The sequence below is a fragment of the Gordonia sp. 135 genome (genome assembly GCF_009720185.1).
In the GTDB taxonomy this organism is placed as follows: Bacteria; Actinomycetota; Actinomycetes; order Mycobacteriales; family Mycobacteriaceae; genus Gordonia; species Gordonia alkanivorans.
The window spans coordinates 3,385,772-3,405,273 of sequence record NZ_CP046257.1 but is presented as its reverse complement, the minus strand read 5'-3'; the positions used below and the strand labels follow the sequence as shown (position 1 = coordinate 3,405,273).

At 68.0% G+C, this 19,502-nt stretch carries 19 protein-coding genes; 12 read left to right on the top strand and 7 right to left on the bottom strand.

Annotated features, from left to right (window positions below; genetic code table 11):
* Window positions 1-9 precede the first annotated feature (9 nt).
* Window positions 10-2,037 (bottom strand): glycoside hydrolase family 15 protein, encoded by a 2,028-nt coding sequence (locus GKZ92_RS15415; RefSeq protein WP_035751304.1) that lies wholly within the window; start codon window positions 2,035-2,037, stop codon window positions 10-12.
* Window positions 2,038-2,132: 95 nt separating this feature from the next.
* On the opposite strand from GKZ92_RS15415, the gene GKZ92_RS15410 reads away from it, so the two are divergent.
* Window positions 2,133-2,333, top strand: a complete 201-nt coding sequence (locus GKZ92_RS15410) for a hypothetical protein (RefSeq protein WP_035751305.1) — start codon at window positions 2,133-2,135, stop codon at window positions 2,331-2,333.
* A gap of 121 nt (window positions 2,334-2,454) precedes the next feature.
* Here GKZ92_RS15410 and GKZ92_RS15405 read toward each other — a convergent pair whose 3' ends face one another.
* The 5 genes from GKZ92_RS15405 to GKZ92_RS15385 are packed head-to-tail and all read right to left on the bottom strand — an operon-like array spanning window position 2,455 to window position 7,942.
* Window positions 2,455-3,183, bottom strand: coding sequence for a sirohydrochlorin chelatase (locus GKZ92_RS15405; protein WP_155225403.1), 729 nt, complete (start codon window positions 3,181-3,183; stop codon window positions 2,455-2,457).
* Window positions 3,180-4,475 carry a sulfate adenylyltransferase subunit 1 gene (locus GKZ92_RS15400; RefSeq protein ID WP_006359320.1) on the bottom strand — a complete coding sequence of 432 codons (1,296 nt, stop codon included), beginning with the start codon at window positions 4,473-4,475 and terminating at the stop codon, window positions 3,180-3,182. Before GKZ92_RS15400 ends, GKZ92_RS15405 begins: the two co-directional genes overlap by 4 nt.
* Window position 4,476: 1 nt before the next feature.
* Entirely contained in the window at window positions 4,477-5,433 is a 957-nt protein-coding gene (gene cysD, locus GKZ92_RS15395) for a sulfate adenylyltransferase subunit CysD (RefSeq protein WP_372512896.1), read from the bottom strand.
* Entirely contained in the window at window positions 5,415-6,167 is a 753-nt protein-coding gene (locus GKZ92_RS15390; protein ID WP_035751308.1) for a phosphoadenylyl-sulfate reductase, read from the bottom strand. Before GKZ92_RS15390 ends, cysD begins: the two co-directional genes overlap by 19 nt.
* Complete coding sequence (locus tag GKZ92_RS15385; protein WP_035751309.1) at window positions 6,164-7,942, bottom strand: nitrite/sulfite reductase; 1,779 nt, start codon at window positions 7,940-7,942, stop codon at window positions 6,164-6,166. The genes GKZ92_RS15390 and GKZ92_RS15385 overlap by 4 nt, the downstream gene beginning before the upstream one ends.
* 403 nt (window positions 7,943-8,345) lie before the next feature.
* Here GKZ92_RS15385 and hemW point away from each other — a divergent pair, with 403 nt between their 5' ends.
* Window positions 8,346-9,557, top strand: a complete 1,212-nt coding sequence (gene hemW / locus GKZ92_RS15380; RefSeq protein WP_155225402.1) for a radical SAM family heme chaperone HemW — start codon at window positions 8,346-8,348, stop codon at window positions 9,555-9,557.
* Window positions 9,558-9,565: 8 nt separating this feature from the next.
* Here hemW and GKZ92_RS15375 read toward each other — a convergent pair whose 3' ends face one another.
* Window positions 9,566-10,069, bottom strand: coding sequence for a type II toxin-antitoxin system VapB family antitoxin (locus GKZ92_RS15375; RefSeq protein WP_006359136.1), 504 nt, complete (start codon window positions 10,067-10,069; stop codon window positions 9,566-9,568).
* 104 nt (window positions 10,070-10,173) lie between these two features.
* Between GKZ92_RS15375 and hrcA the strand changes: the two genes are divergently transcribed.
* From hrcA to era, 10 genes are all read left to right on the top strand, one after another.
* Entirely contained in the window at window positions 10,174-11,208 is a 1,035-nt protein-coding gene (hrcA, locus tag GKZ92_RS15370) for a heat-inducible transcriptional repressor HrcA (RefSeq protein WP_006359135.1), read from the top strand.
* 148 nt (window positions 11,209-11,356) lie between these two features.
* Window positions 11,357-12,523, top strand: coding sequence for a molecular chaperone DnaJ (dnaJ, locus tag GKZ92_RS15365; RefSeq protein WP_006359134.1), 1,167 nt, complete (start codon window positions 11,357-11,359; stop codon window positions 12,521-12,523).
* Window positions 12,520-13,269 carry a 16S rRNA (uracil(1498)-N(3))-methyltransferase gene (locus GKZ92_RS15360; RefSeq protein ID WP_006359133.1) on the top strand — a complete coding sequence of 250 codons (750 nt, stop codon included), beginning with the start codon at window positions 12,520-12,522 and terminating at the stop codon, window positions 13,267-13,269. Before dnaJ ends, GKZ92_RS15360 begins: the two co-directional genes overlap by 4 nt.
* Window positions 13,266-14,060, top strand: coding sequence for an alpha/beta hydrolase family protein (locus GKZ92_RS15355; RefSeq protein ID WP_035751385.1), 795 nt, complete (start codon window positions 13,266-13,268; stop codon window positions 14,058-14,060). The genes GKZ92_RS15360 and GKZ92_RS15355 overlap by 4 nt, the downstream gene beginning before the upstream one ends.
* A 39-nt stretch (window positions 14,061-14,099) precedes the next feature.
* Window positions 14,100-14,957, top strand: coding sequence for a hypothetical protein (locus tag GKZ92_RS23770; protein ID WP_230461812.1), 858 nt, complete (start codon window positions 14,100-14,102; stop codon window positions 14,955-14,957).
* A gap of 145 nt (window positions 14,958-15,102) precedes the next feature.
* Complete coding sequence (locus GKZ92_RS15345; RefSeq protein WP_035751387.1) at window positions 15,103-16,191, top strand: PhoH family protein; 1,089 nt, start codon at window positions 15,103-15,105, stop codon at window positions 16,189-16,191.
* On the top strand, window positions 16,188-16,769 hold the full coding sequence (ybeY, locus tag GKZ92_RS15340) for an rRNA maturation RNase YbeY (protein WP_006356722.1): 582 nt from the start codon (window positions 16,188-16,190) through the stop codon (window positions 16,767-16,769). The genes GKZ92_RS15345 and ybeY overlap by 4 nt, the downstream gene beginning before the upstream one ends.
* Window positions 16,770-16,771: 2 nt before the next feature.
* Window positions 16,772-18,199, top strand: coding sequence for a hemolysin family protein (locus GKZ92_RS15335; protein ID WP_006356723.1), 1,428 nt, complete (start codon window positions 16,772-16,774; stop codon window positions 18,197-18,199).
* Window positions 18,196-18,540 (top strand): cytidine deaminase, encoded by a 345-nt coding sequence (locus GKZ92_RS15330; protein WP_035751312.1) that lies wholly within the window; start codon window positions 18,196-18,198, stop codon window positions 18,538-18,540. Before GKZ92_RS15335 ends, GKZ92_RS15330 begins: the two co-directional genes overlap by 4 nt.
* Window positions 18,533-19,456, top strand: a complete 924-nt coding sequence (gene era / locus GKZ92_RS15325) for a GTPase Era (RefSeq protein ID WP_006356725.1) — start codon at window positions 18,533-18,535, stop codon at window positions 19,454-19,456. Before GKZ92_RS15330 ends, era begins: the two co-directional genes overlap by 8 nt.
* The last annotated feature ends 46 nt before the right edge of the window (window positions 19,457-19,502 follow it).

Genomic DNA, 19,502 nt, shown 5'->3' with positions numbered 1-19,502 from the left:
TCTTGATCGTCAGTGATTCGCCGGCTGGAACGTGTGCTGGTGTTCGGCTTCCTCGGCGCGGATCACGTGCATGACCGCGTTGATCAGCGCGAGGTGGGTGAACGCCTGTGGAAAGTTGCCGAGCTGCTGGCCGGTCTTCGCGTCGATCTCCTCGGCGTAGAGCTTGAGGGGGCTCGAGTAGGACAGGAGTCGCTCGCACAGGGTCTTCGCGCGTGACAGTTCGCCGATCTCGACGAGCGCCGACACAAGCCAGAACGAGCAGATCGTGAAGGTGCCCTCCTCGCCGGTGAGGCCGTCGTCGGTCTCCTCGACCTTGTAGCGCAGCACCAGGCCGTTGTCGGTCAGCTCGTCGGCGATCGCGAGAACCGTTGCGCGGACACGGTAGTCGTCGGGCGGAAGGAACCGCAGCAGCGGCACGAGAAGCAGCGACGCATCGAGCGCGTCGTTGCCGTAGCGCTGGGTGAAGACCCCGCGGTCGTTGACGCCGTGGGCAAGGATGTCGGCCTTGATCTCGTCGGCGATCGCCGCCCACTCGCGGGCGTGCTTCTCCTCGCCGTGCATGGTCGCGAGGCGGGAACCGCGGTCGAGAGCCACCCAGCACATCACCTTCGACGAGGTGAAGTGCTTCGGTTCGCCGCGCACCTCCCAGATGCCGCGGTCGGGTTCGCGCCAGTGCTTGATCGCTTCCTCGACCTGAGCCTTGAGGACGGGCCACAGGGTCTCGGGGACCGCCTCGTGGGACTTGATGTTGAGGTACACCGAGTCCAGCATCGTGCCCCAGATGTCGTGCTGCGCCTGGTTGTACGCACCATTGCCGATGCGGACGGGGCGGGCGCCGTCGTAACCGGAGAGGTGGGTGAGCTCTTCCTCTTCGAGCGTCCGCTCGCCGCCGACGCCGTACATCACCTGCAGGGGATGCCGTTCGCCGTTGGTGATGCCGGAGACGTCGGCGATGAAGGAGAAGAAATCGTCGGCTTCACGATCGAGGCCCAGCGTGTACAGCCCCCACAGCGCGAACGTCGAATCGCGCACCCACGCATAGCGGTAGTCCCAGTTACGTTCGCCCTGAGGGGTTTCCGGCAGCGAGGTGGTCGCGGCGGCCAGGAGCGCGCCGGTCGGGGAGTAGGTGAGTCCCTTGAGGGTGAGCGCGGAGCGTTGCAGATGGGAGCGCCACGGATGGTCGGGGAACGTGCCGATGTTGATCCACTGCCGCCACGACTCGGCCGTGGACCACATCTTCTGGGCCGCCTCGTCCCAGTTCTGCGGTGCAGGAAACCGAGACCAGCTCAACGCGACGAACCGGTTGTCGCCCTCGACGAGACGGGTGCGCGCACGTGCTTCACGGCCCTCGAGTCCGAGACGGAGGTCGGTGGTGAGTTTGAGAGTGGGCATGTCCGCGTCGGACTCGGTGTCCTTGGCGGTCGCGATGGCCTCGCCGTAGGCCGGGCCGGTGTACTCCCACTTGGTCGTACCCCGGTGGTAATCGAACGCCGGTTCACAACTCATGTGCAGTTCGACGGTGCCTGACACACACCGCACCGTGCGGAGCAGGATGTGCTCGGCGTCCCAGTCGGTGGGCGTACGGCGATGAGTGCGGGAGCGTCGCTCGTTGTCGTGCCACGGGCCCATGACCAGGGCATCGCGCACGATGATCCAGCCGGTGTCGGTCTGCCACGTCGTCTCGACCATCAGGCTGCCGGGGAGGTACCGGCGGTCGACGGGCACGCTGACGCCGTACGGCGCGAGGCGGAAGTGGCCGGCGCTCCGATCGAGCACCGCCCCGAACACGCTCGGCGAATCGGGACGCGGCACGCACATCCACTCGACGGAGCCGTTGCGGGCGATGAGGCAGTTGGTCTCGGTGTCGGACAGGAACGCGTAGTCGCCGATGGGGGGAAAGGCGCTCCGGTGCGCCGGGTTGGTCGGCGGCATCGGTGCCGGTCCCGGGACGCTGACTCGTGCGGCGTCGGTGCCGGCGCCCTGTGTGGGGGTCGCGGTTGGCAGGGACGTTACGGTGGAGTCATCTGCAACAGACATGGGATCTATCATTGCGACGGGCGCTGTCCGACGCCAGTCGGCCCGAACGGGGCCGGGCAGACAGATGAACCGAATCGGACGGACGAGGTGATGAGGTGACGGCGTTCTTCGCCTGGTGGGACGGCGTGGAGGAGTGGCTGACCGGCCTGTCCTTCGTTCCGCAGCTCTTGGTCACCGTCGCCGTGGTGATTCCGGTCGCGATCCTGCTCGCCTATGTTCTCAATCTCCTGGTCGACCTGGCGGCAACGCTGTTCGACCGCCGACGCTTCGCCGACGACGATGGGACCGGACTGTGAAACTGATGCGCTCGCCGGTCACCCTCGCGCTGCTGGCGTTGCTGGTCCTCGTCGTGATCGCCTGGCTCGTCACGATGTGAGAAGGCCGTCGGACCCCATCGGGGAACGACCTGACGGGCGGTCAGCGCCCGGCGATCACCGTGCGACGCTGTGCGGCCGTGCGATAGAGGCCGCAGATCCCCTCGACGACGTCGGGGTGCGCGCCGAGCGGTCCGGCCACGAGCGTTTCGTCGGTCAGCGCGTCCAGAGCCGACTCGACCCGCTCGATCAGCAGACCGGCCGACAAGAAGTACGGACTGAGTGCGATGCGCTCGGCACCGACGGCACGGAGTCGACGGACTGCCGTGGCGACGGCGCGGTTGCCCGAACCGAGTTTGGTCGCGAAGACCACCTCGACCGGCCGATGCAGGGACGTGGAGAGTTCGATGGCCCGGCGCCGGACGTGACGGTCGGCGGATTCGTCGGAGGAACCGACCGCCGACAGGATCACGCCGTCGCGCTCGTGAAGCCCGGCTTCGAGCAGACGGTCGGCGAGTGCTGCGGTGAACGACCGGGTGCCGATGACGTCGGTCTGCTGCGCGAACGGCCGGTGCTCGGCGATGATCGCCGGCAGATCGATCTTGTGGTGATACCCGGCGGACAGCAGCAGCGGGACGACGACCGGATCGTCACCGGTCTCGCTCCCGGTCGCCAGGACTTCGCCGACGAGCGGCTCGTCGAGATCGAGGTAGGACAGGACCACCTCGACGCCCGGAAGCCTGACGGCGACGGCGTCGCGCACACGGCGCGCGGTCGCGCCGAAGCGCGGATCGCGACTGCCGTGTGCGACGAGGACGAGAACCGGACTCACACCAACTCTTTGAGGTGCAGCGGCGCGAGTGCGTCGCCCACCAGGCCGGCGGCGAGGGTGTTGCCACCCTGCGGGTCGATCAGCAGGAAGCTGCCCGACTCGCGGTTCACCTGGTAGTCGTCGGCCGGGATGGGCTCGGCGGTCTGTACCGAGATCCGCACGATCTGGTTGAGCTCCACCGATTCCGGGGCCTCCACGAGCGCCAGGTTCTGCTCGTCGAAGAGAGCGTCGAGCCCACCGACGATGGCCTGCGTCGTCTTGGTGCCGTGCTTGAGGAGCAGACGCGCACCGGGGCGCAGCTGCTTCTCGGCGAGCCAGCAGACGGTCGCGGTGAACTGCTGCACCGGCTCCGGGGCGTCGACCGCGGCGGCGATCAGGTCACCGCGCGAGATGTCGACGTTGTCGGCGAGCAGGATCGTGACGCTGCGCCCGGTGTGCGCGGACTCCAGCGGACCGTCGGCGGTGTCGATCTGGCTGACGGTGGTTCGCTGACCCGACGGCAGGACGACGACCTCGTCACCCACCGATACCCGTCCGGCGGCGATCTGACCCGCGTAACCGCGGTAGTCGGGGTATTCCGCGGTGCGGGGGCGGATCACGTACTGCACCGGGAAGCGCAGGCCCACCGGGGCACGCTCGGTGAGGTTGGGGACCGTCTCGAGGTGCTCGATGAGGGTCGGGCCGTTGTAGAACGGGGTGTTCTCCGAGCGGTTCGCGATGTTGTCGCCGTGCAGCGCGGACACCGGGATGGCGGTGACCTGGTCGTCGGACCAGCCGAGCGAGCGGGTCAGTTCGGCGAACTCGGCGGAGATCTCGGCGAACACCGATGCCTGATCGTCGACGAGGTCGATCTTGTTGACCGCCAGCACCAGCTGCGGCACACCGAGAAGGGCCATCACCGCGGCGTGGCGGCGGGTCTGCGAGACGACGCCGTTGCGGGCGTCGACGAGCAGGATCACCAGCTGGGCGGTGGAGGCGCCGGACACGGTGTTACGCGTGTACTGCACGTGGCCCGGGGTGTCGGCGAGCACGAAAGAGCGTGCGGGCGTCGCGAAGTAGCGGTACGCCACGTCGATGGTGATGCCCTGCTCGCGCTCGGCGCGCAGGCCGTCGACGAGCAGCGACAGGTCGGGCCCTTCGAGCCCGCGGTCCACCGATGCTTTGGTCACTGCGTCGATCTGGTCGGCCAGAACGGATTTCGTGTCGTACAACAGGCGGCCGACGAGCGTCGACTTGCCGTCGTCCACACTGCCCGCAGTGGCGATGCGGAGAAGGTCGGGTGCATGTCTCATGTCAGAAATATCCTTCGCGCTTGCGGTCTTCCATGGCGGCCTCGGAGACCCGGTCGTCGCCACGGGTGGCGCCGCGCTCGGTCAGCCGCGACGCGGCCACCTCGTCGAGCACGGCCTCGTTGTCGGCGGCTTCGGAGAGCACCGCGCCGGTCGACGAGCCGTCGCCGACGGTGCGGTAGCGCACCGAGAGACGCTGCAGCTCTTCACCTTCGCGCGGTCCGCCCCAGACGCCGGGGGTCATCCACATGCCGTCCCGCAGGAAGACGTCACGTTCGTGGGCGTAGTAGATCGAGGGGAGCAGAACCTGCTCGCGGGCGATGTAGCGCCAGATGTCGAGCTCGGTCCAGTTCGACAGCGGGAACACACGCACGTGCTCACCCGGGGCGTGACGGCCGTTGTAGAGGTTCCACAGCTCGGGACGCTGACGCTTCGGGTCCCACTGGCCGAAGGCGTTGCGCAGCGAGAAGATCCGCTCCTTGGCGCGCGAGCGCTCCTCGTCGCGGCGACCGCCGCCGAAGACCGCGTCGAAGCGGTTCTCGGTGATGGCATCGAGCAGCGGGATGGTCTGCAGCGGGTTGCGGACGCCGTCGGGGCGCTCGGTGAGCCGGCCGTCGGCGAGGTAATCCTCGACCTTGGCGACGTGCAGGCGCAGGTTGTGACGGTCGACGACGTCGTCGCGGAACTCGAGGACCTCGGGCAGGTTGTGCCCGGTGTCGACGTGCAGCAGCGAGAACGGCAGCGGCGCAGGCCAGAACGCCTTCAGTGCGACGTGGAGGAGGACGGTCGAATCCTTGCCGCCGGAGAAGAGGATCACCGGGCGCTCGAATTCGCCTGCCACCTCACGGAAGACGTGGATGGCCTCGGATTCGAGGGCGTCGAGGGTGGTGAAGTCGTCGGCCTCGGCGGAGACGGTGGTATCGCGGATTGGTTCGGTGACGGTCATGCGTGGAGCCCACATTCTGTCTTGGCGCGACCGGCCCAGCGGCCACTGCGCGGATCGGATCCGGGTTCGGGTTTGGCGGTGCACGGTGCACAGCCGATGGAGGGGTAGCCTTCGTCGACCAACGGGTTGACGAGCACGCCGTTGGAGTCGATGTAGTCCTGCATCGTCTCGTCGGACCACGCTGCGATCGGGTTGATCTTGACCAGCCCGAAGCCCTCGTCGAACGAGATGAGCGGCGCGTTGGCCCGGGTCGGCGCCTCCACGCGGCGGATGCCGGTGATCCAGGCGTCGTAACCGGCAAGGCCCGCCTTGAGCGGCACGACCTTGCGCATGCGGCAGCATTCGCCGGGATCGCGCGCGAAGAGGTTGCGGCCCAACAGTTCATCCTGTTCGGCGACGGTGTGCTCGGGGTTGAGGTTGACCATCCGAACCCCATACACCTGTTCGACGGCGTCACGGGTGCCGATGGTCTCGGCGAAGTGATATCCCGTGTCGAGGAACAAGACCTTGACCGGCTCCCCGTCGAGCAGGTCGCGGTCGATGTTCTTCACCGCGAGGTCGACGAGGGCGGCGTCCTGCATGTTCGACGCGACGACGAAGTTGGTGCCGAAGGTCTCCGCGGTCCACCGGATCAGTTCCTCCGGGGTGGCGTCGGGACCGAGGTCGGCCGCGCCCTTCGCCGCGATCGCCCGGAGTTCGTCCTCGCTGTGGCGGCGGCCGGTGGCCGGTGCCGGGGTGCTGATGGTCATCGGAGAGCCTCCTCGTCGGCGCGAACGGCCCACTGCGCGAACCGTTCACCCTCTTCGCGCTGGTCCACGAAGTTGCGGACCACGCGCTCGATGTAGTCGCCGAGCTCGGTGCCGAGCACCTTGTGCTGGCGCAGCTTGCGACCGAAACCGGAGTCCAGGCCGAGGCTGCCGCCCAGGTGGACCTGGAAGCCGTCGGTCTGGTTGCCGTCGGCGTCCTCGACGAGCTGTCCCTTGAACCCGATGTCGGCGATCTGCGACCGTCCGCAGGAGTTGGGGCAGCCGTTGATGTTCACGGTGATCGGCACGTCGAGGTTCGAGTTGATGTCGGCGAGCCGCTCGTCGAGTTCCGGCGCGAGAACCTGTGAACGCTTGCGGGTCTCGGTGAACGAGAGCTTGCAGAACTCGATACCGCTGCACGCCAGCAGGTTCCGGCGCCACTGCGTCGGCCGGCCGTGCAGGCCGAGCGGCTTGAGCTCGTCGATGAGCCACTCGACCTTGTCGTCGGGGACGTCGAGGACGATCAGCTTCTGGTACGGGGTGAAGCGCACGCGGTCGGAACCGACGGCGGCGACGGCCTCGGCGGTCTTGGTCAGGATCGTGCCCGACACGCGACCGGCGATGGGGGAGAAGCCGATCGCGTTGAGTCCGTTGCGCAGCTTCTGCACACCGATGTGGTCGATCGGGCGTTCGGGCTGCACCGGAGCCGGGCCGTCGATCAGCTTGCGGCCGAGGTACTCGTCCTCGAGGACCTGACGGAACTTCTCGATGCCCCAGTCCTTGATGAGGAACTTCAGGCGTGCCTTGGCGCGGAGGCGGCGATATCCGTAGTCGCGGAAGATCGAGACCACGGCCTCCCACACGTCGGGCACCTCGTCGAGCGGGACCCAGGCGCCGACGCGCTGGGCGAGCATCGGGTTGGTGGACAGGCCTCCGCCGACCCAGAGATCGAGGCCCGGGCCGTGTTCGGGGTGGACGACGCCGACGAAGGCGACATCGTTGATCTCGTGGACCACGTCCTGCTGGCCGGAGATCGCGGTCTTGAACTTGCGCGGCAGGTTCGAGTACTTCGGGTCGCCGATGTAGCGGCGGACGATCTCGTCGATGGCCGGGGTGGGGTCGAGGACCTCGTCGAAGGATTCACCGGCGAGCGGCGAACCCAGCACGACGCGGGGGCAGTCGCCGCAGGCCTCGGTGGTCTTGAGGCCGACGCCTTCGAGGCGCTCCCAGATCGTCGGGACGTCCTCGATGCGGATCCAGTGGTACTGGACGTTCTCGCGGTCGGAGAGGTCGGCGGTGTCGCGGGCGAACTCGGTGGAGAGTTCGCCGAGCGTGCGCAGCTGCGCGACGTTGAGTGCGCCGGCGTCGCAACGCACGCGCATCATGAAGTGCTTGTCTTCGAGGATGTCGATGTTCTCGTCGCCGGTCCAGGTGCCGTCGTAACCCTCGGCGCGCTGTGTGTAGAGGCCCCACCAGCGCATCCGACCGCGCAGGTCCTGCTTGTCGATCGAGTCGAAGCCCTGCTTGGAGTAGATGTTCTCGATGCGGGCGCGGACGTTGAGGGGGTTGTCGTCCTTCTTGACCTGCTCGTTGGGGTTCAGCGGCTCGCGGTAGCCGAGCTTCCACTGACCTTCGGCGCGGCGCTTGGCCGGGCGTGCCTTGCGTGCGGGACGAGCGCGCTTCTCGGTGCCGGCCTCTCCTGCAGCAGCGGGGTTGACGGCATCAGGCTGTGAGTCCGTGCTGGGGACAGCAGCAGGGGCGTCGGTTGTGGACGTCATGAAATCTCCTGTGCCGGCGCACAGGGCCGGCGTTCATTGCACGAAAAAGTGGGCTGAAACGTGCCGGCATCCCTGGGATGCAGGGATCAATCGGGGCCGAGACGTCGCTAGATGCGACAGAAAGCGCTGTTGACGCGCTTGAGATCAATGTGGCGACGCGCTGCGAGCCACACCCCTGGGAAAATCACGAGGTCCATAGTGCCACGATCTCCATCGCCTCGTCTACTTGGGGTTATTTTCCATCATGATGATGGAAACGCCTCTGCGCCGGCGCGACCGAAGGTCTCACCTCGAGTCGGTCGAGGAAACGCGTCGTGGTTGTTCCCGGCCTGAGCCGCGGCGTTGTCCGCCCCGGTCGATCCGGCGATTTCGGTGCTGACGTCGAGGTCGTCATGATGGAACGGTGAAGGTCGACATCGAAGCAGCCACCCCCGGGCTCACCGCGCAGCTCATCGACGGGGCGTGCCGAGACGTCGACCCCGACGTGCCGTTCGGCCTGTACCTGCACGTCCCGTTCTGCGCGACCCGCTGTGGCTACTGCGACTTCAACACCTACACCGCGGGGGAGCTCGGCTCGACGTCGTCGCCGGAGTCCTGGCAGGAGGCGGTCGCCGCGGAACTGGAGTCGGCGGCACGGCTGCTGGCGCCGACCCGGAAGGTGTCGACGATCTTCGTCGGCGGCGGTACGCCGTCTCTCCTCGGCGCCGACGGACTCACCCGGCTGCTCGACGCGGTGCGCGCCAACTTCGACCTCGCCCCCGACGCCGAGGTCACCACCGAGTCGAACCCGGAGTCGACGTCGCCGGCGTTCTTCGAGCAGCTGCGCGGGGCCGGGTTCACCCGCATCTCGCTCGGCATGCAGTCCGCCGCCCAGCACGTGCTCAAGGTCCTCGACCGGGTGCACACGCCGGGACGCGCGGTCGCCGCGGCGCAGGAGGCCCGGGCGGCCGGCTTCGACCACGTCAACCTCGACCTCATCTACGGCACCCCCGGCGAGACGGACGCCGACCTGCACACCACCCTCGACGCCGTGCTGTCCGCGGGCGTCGACCACGTGTCGGCGTACGCGCTGATCGTCGAGGACGGCACCGCGCTGGCGCGTCGAATCCGGCGCGGCGAGATGCCCGCACCCGACGACGACGTGCTCGCCGACCGCTACAAGGTCCTCGATGATCGGTTGGGTGCCAACGGTTTCGGCTGGTACGAGGTGTCGAACTGGGCGCTCGACGACGCTGGTGCGTGCCGCCACAATCTCGCCTACTGGAACAGCTCGGACTGGTGGGGGATCGGCCCGGGCGCGCACTCGCACGTCAACGGGGTGCGCTGGTGGAACGTGAAGCATCCGGCGCGCTATGCGCAGACGCTCGGAGAAGGCGTGTTGCCCGCGGCGTCGTCGGAACAGCTCACCGCCGAGGACCGCCACATGGAGGCGGTCATGCTCACCACCCGACTCCGGACCGGACTGCCGAACGACCTCCTCGACGACGCCGAACGTGCGAACGCCGAAAAGCTCTGCGCCGACGGCCTGCTCGGCTCGACGGGCGGTGCCTATGTCCTCACCGACGCCGGCCGGCTTCTCGCCGACGGTGTGATCCGCCGCGTGCTCTGGGGCTGAGCCGCGGACTACCAGGGCCGCTCGGGGCGCGACGGGCTCGTCCAGCCGGTCGACCGGGCGCCTCGACGATGAGCCCCACCACCGCCAGGGGTTTCGGGAGCGCCACGCGGCGGACGGACCGGTTCGGGCGGGACGTCGACGATGCGGGGACGGGCCGGGATCTCGGCGGTGTCGTCGAGCTGCTCCTCGAGGGGGCGCGCGCCCTCGGAGAGGTCGAGGGCGTCGAGATCGAGGGTGCGGGCGTGGATGATGTTGCGGTTCCGCAGTGCCGAGCGCACCGCGCGGTGGAGTCCGTCCTCGAGGTAGAGGTCGCCCTCCCAGCGGACGACGTGCGCGAAGAGGTCGCCGTAGAACGTCGAGTCCTCGCTGAGCAGCTTGTCCAGGGCCAGCACCTTGGTGAGCGTGATCAGCTGGTCGAGTCGCAGCTGTCGCGGTGGGATCTTGGCCCAGCCCCGCGTCGACAGCTTGTGGTCGGGATAGGGCCTGCCCTCCCGCACCCCCTTGAAGATCATGTGACTCCGCGCCGGTTTCGTAGTATGGACGTACCCAGTATGGGACGTACCCAACTCTATGGCCCAACCCCATGGACCGGGACTCGGATCAGGAGGTGTACCGCGTGTCCACAACGGATGACCGTCGATTCGAGATCCTCCGCGCGATCGTGACCGACTACGTCGAATCGCAAGAGCCCATCGGGTCGAAGGCACTCGTCGAACGGCATCAGCTCGGGGTGTCGAGTGCGACCGTCCGCAACGACATGGCGGTACTCGAGGCCGAGGGGTACATCACCCAGCCGCACACCAGCTCGGGTCGAGTCCCCACGGACAAGGGCTACCGGATGTTCGTGGACCGCATCAGCGAGATCAAGCCGCTCTCGTCGGCGGAACGTCGCGCCATCCTGTCGGTGCTCGACTCCGGCGTCGACCTCGACGACGTGCTGCGACGCTCGGTGAAGCTGCTGGCCCAGCTGACCCGCCAGGTGGCCGTCATCCAGTACCCGGTGCTGTCGGCGGCCCGCGTCCGGCATCTCGAGGTCGTCTCGCTCTCCCGGTCGCGGTTGCTGCTCGTCGTGATCGTCGACAACGGCCGTGTCGAACAGCGGATGGTCGCGCTGAACGAGGACCACGACGAAGAGGACATCAGTCGTCTGCGTGACATGTTCTCCGCGGCGCTGCACGGCAAACGGCTCGCCGAGGCGTCGGCGGCGGTGGCCGAGCTCGCCAACTCGGCACCCGACGACATCCGGGGTGCGGTCCTCAGCATCGCCACCGTTCTCGTCGAGACCCTCGTCGAACGCGGCGACGACCGGCTGGTGCTCGGCGGCACCTCCAACCTGGCGCGGTCGGCGAGCGACTTCACGCCGGTCGTCGGCGGCATGGACACCGTCCTCGAAGCGCTCGAGGAGCAGGTCGTCGTGCTCAAGATCCTCGCCACGACACAGGACATGGGCCAGGTCACAGTGCAGATCGGAGAGGAGACGCAGACCGAGAACCTGCGTGGGACCTCGGTGGTGTCCACAGGGTACGGTGCATCGGGAACCGTGTTCGGCGGCGTCGGTGTGCTCGGCCCCACACGGATGGACTATCCGGGAACCATCGCGTCGGTCGCAGCCGTTGCCAAATACATCGGTGAGGTGCTCGCCGAACGATGACCGCCGCCCCGGCGACGGACGTCAGGTGAGGGCCCCAACCGGTCGACGGCAGAATCGAGTGGTTCCACTGCGTACCGCGCGGACGTGCGTCCACACCGATGGCGCGCACCGCGTGGGCACCAACTGAGACCGAAGGATCACTACAACCGTGGCACGTGACTATTACGCAATCCTGGGTGTGGCGAAGGGTGCCAGTGACCAGGAGCTCAAGCGCGCCTACCGCAAGAAGGCACGCGAACTGCATCCCGACGTCAACCCGGGCATGGAGGACGAGTTCAAGGAGGTCAGCACCGCGTACGAGGTGCTGACCGATCCGGAGAAGCGCCGCATCGTCGACGCCGGTGGCGACCCCCTCGCGGGTGCGGGTGCCGGGGGGTTCGGCGGATTCGGCGGCGGAGGCGGCGGATTCGGCGACGTCTTCGAAGCCTTCTTCGGCAACGGCGGCGCCTTCGGCGGTGGCGGCGGTTTCGGGTCGGGACGCGGTCCCCGCTCGCGCGTCCAGCCGGGTGAGCCCGCGCTCGTCAACCTCAAGCTCGATCTCGCCGAGTGCGCCCAGGGCGTCAACAAGGAGATCACCGTCGACACCGCGATCCTGTGCGACGCGTGCACCGGGTCGGGAACCAACGGCGACAGCAAACCGGTCGCCTGCGACACCTGCCACGGTGCCGGCGAGATCCAGTCGGTGCAGCGCTCGTTCCTCGGTCAGGTCATGACCGTCCGCGAGTGCCCGACCTGCCACGGCGTCGGCGAGGTCATCCCCGATCCCTGCCACAAGTGCGGCGGCGACGGTCGCGTGCGTTCGCGTCGCACCATGACCGTCCGCATCCCGGCCGGCATCGAGAGCGGCATGCGCGTCCGGCTCAGCGGCCAGGGCGAGGTCGGCCCCGGCGGCGGTCCGGCCGGCGACCTCTACGTCGAGGTCACCGAGCGGCCGCACGAGGTCTTCTTGCGCGACAAGGACGACCTGCACTGCACCCTGAAGGTCCCGATGGTCGACGCCGCGCTCGGTGCCGAGTTCGACGTCGAGACCATTCTCGGCGATCCCGTCACCGTCAAGATCGACCCGGGCACGCAGCCCGGCCAGGTGGTCAAGCTGCGCGGCCAGGGTATGCCGCACGTCAGCTCGGGTGTCCGCGGAAACCTGCACGTCCATCTCGACGTGGTGGTGCCGACCAAGCTCGACAGTGCCCAGACCGACGCGCTCAAGAAGCTCAAGAAGGTGGCGCAGGACGAGATCGAGGTGGTCAACACGTCGGCCGCGGCCGCCCCGGGCGGACTCTTCTCACGACTGCGCAACGCATTCGCAGGCAAGTGAGCCCACCGCTTTTCTGGGCGGACTCCGTCCCTGCCCCGGGTGCCGACCTCATCCTCAGCGGGCCGGAGGGCCGGCATGCGGTGACGGTCGCGCGCCTCGGGGTGGGGGAGCGCATCCTCGTCGGCGACGGCGCGGGATCGGTGGCCGGATGCGAGATCCGGGAGATCACCGGCAAGGACACCCTCGTCGCGTCGGTGCGTGAGTTCTCCTTCCAGGCGCGTCCCGCCCCGCAGGTGACCCTTGTGCAGGCCTTGCCGAAGTCCGAACGGTCTGAGCTGGCCGTCGATCTCGCGACCGAGGCCGGCATCGACGTGATCGTGCCCTGGCAGGCGATGCGCTGTGTCGCACGGTGGACGGGCAAGGCGGACAAGGGCGTTGCCAAGTGGCGGGCCGCGGCGTCGGCTGCCGCCAAGCAGAGCCGCCGACCCTGGATTCCCGAGGTCACCGACCTCGCCACCACCATCGATGTCCGCGCGCGGTGCGCCGACGCGGTCGCCGCCGGTGGTGTGGTCGCCGTGCTGCACGAGGAGGCGGCGCGGCCCCTCGCCGAACTGCCGCTCGCCGATGCGAGCGAGATCGTGCTCGTCGTCGGTCCCGAAGGCGGACTCGACGACGCCGAGGTCGCCGACCTGACCGCGCTCGGTGCCCATTCGGTGGTGCTCGGCCCGGAGGTGCTGCGTACCTCGACGGCGGCCGCGGTCGCGCTGGGTGCGATCGGTGTGCTGACCGGACGGTGGTCGCGATGAGTACCGTCCGACGCTGCGCCGTACGACGCACCAAGATCGAATACGGCACCGAGCCTTCCCAATTCGGCCACGTATACCTCCCGCGTGACGGCCTCGACCCCGCGACGCCGGCCCGGGTGGTCGTGCTCGTCCACGGCGGCTCGTGGTCGGTGGAGTACGGTTCGACGATCCAGACCGCAGTCGCCCGCACGATGGCCGAACGCGGTGCGGTCGTGTGGAACATCGAGTACCGCCGCGTCGGGGAACCGGGCGGCGGCTGGCCGAACACCGGGCGCGACGTGGTCGAGGCGATCCGGGCCCTCGACGGCTCGGTGCGCGATGCGCTGCAAGAACAGGACGTCGACCTCCGCGCGATCGATTTCTCCTCGGTCGGCGTCGTCGGGCACTCGGCCGGCGGACAGCTCGCGGTGTGGGCCGTCGGCAAGCTCGGCGCGCGTACCGCATCGACCACCGTCACCACCGTCGTCGCCCAGGCAGCGGTCCTCGACACCGTCTCCGCGGCGGACAAGCAGTCCGTGCGTGACCTGATGGGCCGGCCGTACAGCGAGTCACCTCGTCGCTACGAAGAAGCGTCGCCCATGCTTGCGCCGGTCTTCGACGCGCACGTGGTCGCGATCACCGGTGACGAGGACGACCTCGTCCCCGACGTCGTCAGCCGCCGCTACGTCGACGATGCGATCTCCCGCGGACAGTCGGCCGAACTGATCGTCGTACCCGGTGAAGGTCATGAGGCGTTCGTCGACCCGCGCACCGGTTGTGCGCGGCAGACGATCCGGGTGCTGGGGATCTAGGGATATGGCTTGCCGTCGGAGCGGGCATAGTCACTTGGCATGACCGACCAGTCCACACCGGTACCCGAATGGGCGAGGATTCGCGTCCACACCCGACGGACGTATGTGGCCTTGGCCCTCTTCGGAGCCCTCGGACTGTTCTGGCTGTGGCACCTGGCGCGATCGCTGGCTGACAGTCGCTTTGTGGACGGGGCGTTCTATATGTGCGCGTCGGCGACTTGCGCTGCGGTGCTCTGGGCGTCTGTGCTCGTCTTGAAGAACCGTGCACGGTCCATCGCGGCGCCAGGGACGGCTGATTCGGTTCCGGGTGGGGTTCGGTTCTCGACATCGCGTGGACTTCGCGTGGCCTACCGCATGGCTATGACTTTCATCGCCATCTCGTCCGGCTTGTTCGCCGTCGGTACCTGGCTTGGACAGTTCGACTTCTCGATGAGCTCTGGGCAGAAGTTGATCTTGCCCCTGGCCGCTGCCGCGGTTGCCAGCTACGCGGTTGGTGCGCTGACTTGGTTCGCGGCGGGATTTCTGCGGTATCCCGGCGTTGAGGTTTCCCCAGATGGTCTGTCCACCAACGGGTTTCGGCTGAAACAGACGGTCACGTGGGATGATGTCGCGGACATCGTTCCTCTTGCAGACGGGAAGAACCCGGAGATCGATGTTGTCCTGAAGGATCGTGCACGGGCCGGCGTCGACATTTTCTACCGGGGTCCATTTGCACCGGCGTATCTGCAGGCTCAACGTTCTGTGCGCATCACCGCCGATCTCTTCGCCAGTGGAGCCCTACCCCTGCTGGACTTCCTGGACTACTACGCCTCCAGTCCCGACGATCGTGCCGAGCTGGCCGACGGTCGGGCTCTGCGTCGGTTGGCGTCGATGGGGCAACCGGCAGCGGACCGCTGAGACGGTCCCGAAATATTGCCTGCTGATCGGCTGTTGCATAGCGATACACTGACCACACAACTGCACGTTTCCTTCAGTGAATCCCCACTGTGGGGTGACGGACCCGTGCAGTCCACAACCGCAGACCCCAGGAGTGATTTCATACGTGAGTGACGACAACCCCGACCCGAGCGGGCAATCCAGCCGTACGCAGCCGCGCCGGTCTGGGGTCACATCCAACGTCGAAGTCTCTCCCGGAGTGGTGTTCGGGCTGCTCGGCGCCAGTGACGTCAACCTTCGGACGCTAGAGCAGCTGCTGCCCGCCGACATCCACGTGCGCGGCAACCAGGTGACGCTGACCGGCGAGCCCGCCGATGTCGCCGCCTCCGAGCGTGTCATCGCCGAACTCACCGACCTCGTCGGACGTGGCACCCCGCTCACCCCGGACCTCGTCCGGCACAGCGTGTCGATGCTCTCCGAAGGCGGCCAGGAGTCGCCCGCCGAGGTGCTGTCGCTGGACATACTGTCGCGCCGCGGCAAGACGATCCGGCCCAAGACGCTGAACCAGAAGCACTACGTCGACGCCATCGACAACCACACCATCGTGTTCGGTCTGGGCCCGGCCGGCACCGGCAAGACCTACCTCGCGATGGCCAAGGCCGTGCAGGCGCTGCAGTCGAAGTCGGTCAACCGCATCATCCTCACGCGTCCCGCCGTCGAGGCCGGTGAACGTCTCGGCTTCCTGCCGGGCACGCTGAGCGAGAAGATCGACCCGTATCTGCGACCGCTCTACGACGCCTTGCACGACATGATGGACCCCGAGGCTATCCCGAAGCTCATGGCTGCCGGGGTCATCGAGGTCGCTCCGCTGGCCTACATGCGAGGCCGCACCCTCAACGACGCCTTCATCATCCTCGACGAGGCGCAGAACACGACGAGCGAGCAGATGAAGATGTTCCTGACGCGCCTGGGCTTCGGCTCCAAGGTGGTCGTCACCGGTGACGTGACCCAGGTGGACCTGCCGGGCGGCGCGAAGAGTGGCCTGATGGCGGCGACCGCGATCCTCGAGGGCATCGACGACATCCATTTCTCCCGTCTCACCAGCCAGGACGTGGTCCGGCACCGTCTGGTCGCCGATATCGTCGACGCCTACGGGCGCGCGGAGGAATCCCAGCGGGCCGGTGAACGCATCGACACCGCGATCGGCGGCAACCGCGCGGCGCGTCGTGCGGCTTCTCAGGGGCGTCGCTCATGAGCATCGAACTGGCCAACGAGTCCGGGGTCGAGGTCCCGGCCGAGCTGATCATCGACGCCGCGCGGTTCGCGGTGAACGCGATGGACGTGAACCCCGGCGCGCTGCTGTCGGTCCTCTGCGTCGACGAGGACACCATGGCCGACATGCACGTGCAGTGGATGGATCTTCCCGGACCCACCGATGTGATGAGCTTCCCGATGGACGAGCTCGTCCCGGGCGGCCGTCCCGACGCCACCGATCTCGGTCCGGCGATCCTCGGCGACATCGTGCTGTGTCCCGAGTTCGCCCGGAAGCAGGCTCGCGAAGCGCGGCGCTCCTTCGAGCACGAACTCGCAATGCTCACCATCCACGGCGTGCTCCATCTCCTCGGGTACGACCACGCCGAGCCCGAGGAAGAGCGCGAGATGTTCGGGCTGCAGAACGAGATCCTCGACGCCTTCTACGCCGACCGGCATCGGCGCGCGCAGGATCAGCGCCAGACCGACCGTGATTCGCGGCTGTTGTCCAACATCGGATTCACCGGAACCGAAGCGGGGTCCGGGGACGCGGGGACGACCGGACGGTCCGAGGAGGACTGAGCGTGCCCTCCGACTATTGGTTCATCGTGGCCGCAGTCGTACTGATCGGGCTCGGCGGTTTGTTCGCCGCAGTCGACACCGCGGTCTCGACTGTCTCCAACGCCCGCGTCGACGACATGGTCCGGGAAGGTCGGGCCGGCGCACGCCGCCTCGCGATCATCCTCGACTCCCGCGCCACCTACCTCGGGCTCGTGGTCCTGCTGCGAGTGGCCTGCGAGGCCGCGGCCGCCGCACTGATCGCCGTGGCGGCGACCCGATGGCTCGGCGTCGGTTGGGGTCTCGTCGTGGCGATCACCGCCATGACGGTCATCTCCTATGTCGCCATGGGCGTCGGGCCGCGCACCCTCGGCCGCCAGCACGCGTACACGATCGCGCTGTCGACGTCGTACCTGTTGTCGGCGCTGGGCATCCTGCTGAAGCCGGTGACCCGCCTGCTGATCCTCATCGGTAACGCCCTGACCCCGGGCCGCGGCTTCCGAAACGGCCCGTTCGCCACCGAGATCGAGCTGCGCGAGGTCGTCGACCTCGCCGAGGCGCGGGGTGTGGTGGCCGCCGACGAGCGCCGGATGATCCACTCGGTCTTCGATCTCGGCGACACCAGCGCACGCGAGGTCATGGTGCCGCGGCCGGAGATGGTCTGGATCGAGGCCGACAAGAACGTCCTGCAGGCCACCAATCTCGCGACACGGTCGGGGCATTCGCGTATCCCGGTCATCGGCGAGAACACCGACGACGTGCTGGGGATCGTCTACCTCAAGGACATGGTCCAGCGGACGGTCGCCACGCGGACCGACCCGACCACGCTGCGCGTCTCCGACATCATGCGCGACGCGGAGTTCATCCCGGATTCCAAGCCGCTCGACAAGGTTCTCGCCGACATGCAGCTCACGCGCAACCACATGGCGATCCTCGTCGACGAGTACGGCGGCATCGCCGGGCTGGTGACGATCGAGGACGTCCTCGAGGAGATCGTCGGCGAGATCACCGACGAATACGACACCGACGAACTCGCACCCGTCGAGGATCTCGGCGACGGATCGTACCGTGTGTCGGCGCGCCTTCCTGTCGAGGATCTCGGCGAGCTGTTCGACGTCGAGATCGAGGAGGAAGAGGTCGAGACGGTCGGCGGACTCGTCGCGCTCGAACTCGGCCGGGTCCCGCTGCCCGGAGCCCGGGTCAAGTCGCACGGCCTGCAGCTCGTGGCCGAGGGCGGTCCCAATCGCAAGGGACGCCAACGCATCATCACGGTCCTCGTCACGCGCGTCCCCGGGTCCGGTGCCGACGGCCAGGATTCGCAGCGCCACGAATCCTCCGGTGGGCGAGGGCATTCCGGCCGGCAGGGTCGCCATGACCGCACCGCGGCCCGCGAACACGAGGACGAGGCCCACCGCAACAACCACGAGCAACCGACAGCAAGGATGAATCAGTGACCGAGACCCTCGCCGACGAGGATCAGAAGCTCGTGGTGCTCGCCCGCGGAGCACTCGCGCGTGCCGAGGCGCGTTCCGGAGCGGCCGTTCGTGACGGCGACGGCCGCACCTATGCGGGCGCCGAGGTCCGCACCAAGACCCTCACGCTCAGCGGCCTGCAGGTTGCGGTCGCCTCGGCGATCTCGAGTGGGGCCACCGCCTTCGAAGCGGCGGTGCTCGTCAACGGCGACGCCGACGATCCCGGTCTCGCGACCCTGCACGAACTGAGCCCGCAGGCCTACACGTACGTCACCGATGCCGCCGGCCGGCCGCAGCAGCGACTCGGCGGCGCCGATGTCTGAGTCCGCCCCCGAGTTCCGTTCCGGCTTCGTCTGTTTCGTCGGCCGCCCCAACACCGGCAAGTCGACGCTCACCAACGCGTTGGTGGGGGAGAAGATCGCGATCACCTCCAACCGGCCGCAGACCACACGCCACACCATCCGCGGCATCGTCAACCGGCCCGACGCGCAGCTCATCCTCGTCGACACCCCGGGACTGCACCGGCCGCGCACCCTGCTCGGCAAGCGGCTCAACGAGCTGGTCCGCGACACGTACTCCGAGGTCGACGTGATCGGCGTCTGCATCCCGGCCGACGAGGCGATCGGCCCCGGCGACCGCTGGATCATCTCGCAGGTCCGCGAGATGGCTCCGCGCACCACGCTTCTCGGCGTCGTCACCAAGATCGACCGGGTCGGCCCCGAACAGGTCGCCAAACAGCTCATGGCGCTCTCCGAACTCCTCGGCCCCGACGCCGAGGTGGTGCCCGTGTCGGCCAAGTCGGGCAAGCAACTCGACGTCCTGAGCGACCTGCTCGTCAGCCTCATGGAAGAGGGCCCGGCGTTCTATCCCGACGGTGAGCTCACCGACGAACCCGAGCAGGTCCTCATGGCCGAGTTCATCCGCGAGGCCGCGCTCGAGGGCGTCCACGACGAGCTGCCGCATTCGCTCGCCGTGGTGATCGAGGAGGTCATCGACCGCGAGGACCGGCGACCGGACCAGCCGCCGATGGTCGACGTCCACGCGGTGCTCTTCGTCGAGCGGGACAGCCAGAAGGGCATCATCATCGGGCGCAAGGGAGCGCGCCTGAAAGAGGTCGGTACAGTTGCGCGCGCACAGATCGAGCGGTTGCTGGGGACCAAGGTCTACCTGGATCTGCACGTGAAGGTCGCGAAGGACTGGCAACGCGACCCCAAGCAGCTCCGCCGACTGGGCTTCTAGACGAGAAGATTGACGGCACCGTCCTCGCGGACAAGGGCCGCGGGGG

Excerpts from the sequence above, each read along its gene's own strand:
- GKZ92_RS15415 (WP_035751304.1), bottom strand. The coding sequence starts at position 2,037 with ATGTCTGTTGCAGATGACTCCACCGTAACGTCCCTGCCAACCGCGACC.
- GKZ92_RS15400 (WP_006359320.1), bottom strand. The coding sequence starts at position 4,475 with ATGAGACATGCACCCGACCTTCTCCGCATCGCCACTGCGGGCAGTGTG.
- cysD (WP_372512896.1), bottom strand. The coding sequence starts at position 5,433 with ATGTGGGCTCCACGCATGACCGTCACCGAACCAATCCGCGATACCACC.
- GKZ92_RS15390 (WP_035751308.1), bottom strand. The coding sequence starts at position 6,167 with ATGACCATCAGCACCCCGGCACCGGCCACCGGCCGCCGCCACAGCGAG.
- GKZ92_RS15385 (WP_035751309.1), bottom strand. The coding sequence starts at position 7,942 with ATGACGTCCACAACCGACGCCCCTGCTGCTGTCCCCAGCACGGACTCA.
- GKZ92_RS15375 (WP_006359136.1), bottom strand. The coding sequence starts at position 10,069 with ATGATCTTCAAGGGGGTGCGGGAGGGCAGGCCCTATCCCGACCACAAG.
- GKZ92_RS15355 (WP_035751385.1), top strand. The coding sequence starts at position 13,266 with ATGAGTACCGTCCGACGCTGCGCCGTACGACGCACCAAGATCGAATAC.
- GKZ92_RS23770 (WP_230461812.1), top strand. The coding sequence starts at position 14,100 with ATGACCGACCAGTCCACACCGGTACCCGAATGGGCGAGGATTCGCGTC.
- ybeY (WP_006356722.1), top strand. The coding sequence starts at position 16,188 with ATGAGCATCGAACTGGCCAACGAGTCCGGGGTCGAGGTCCCGGCCGAG.
- era (WP_006356725.1), top strand. The coding sequence starts at position 18,533 with ATGTCTGAGTCCGCCCCCGAGTTCCGTTCCGGCTTCGTCTGTTTCGTC.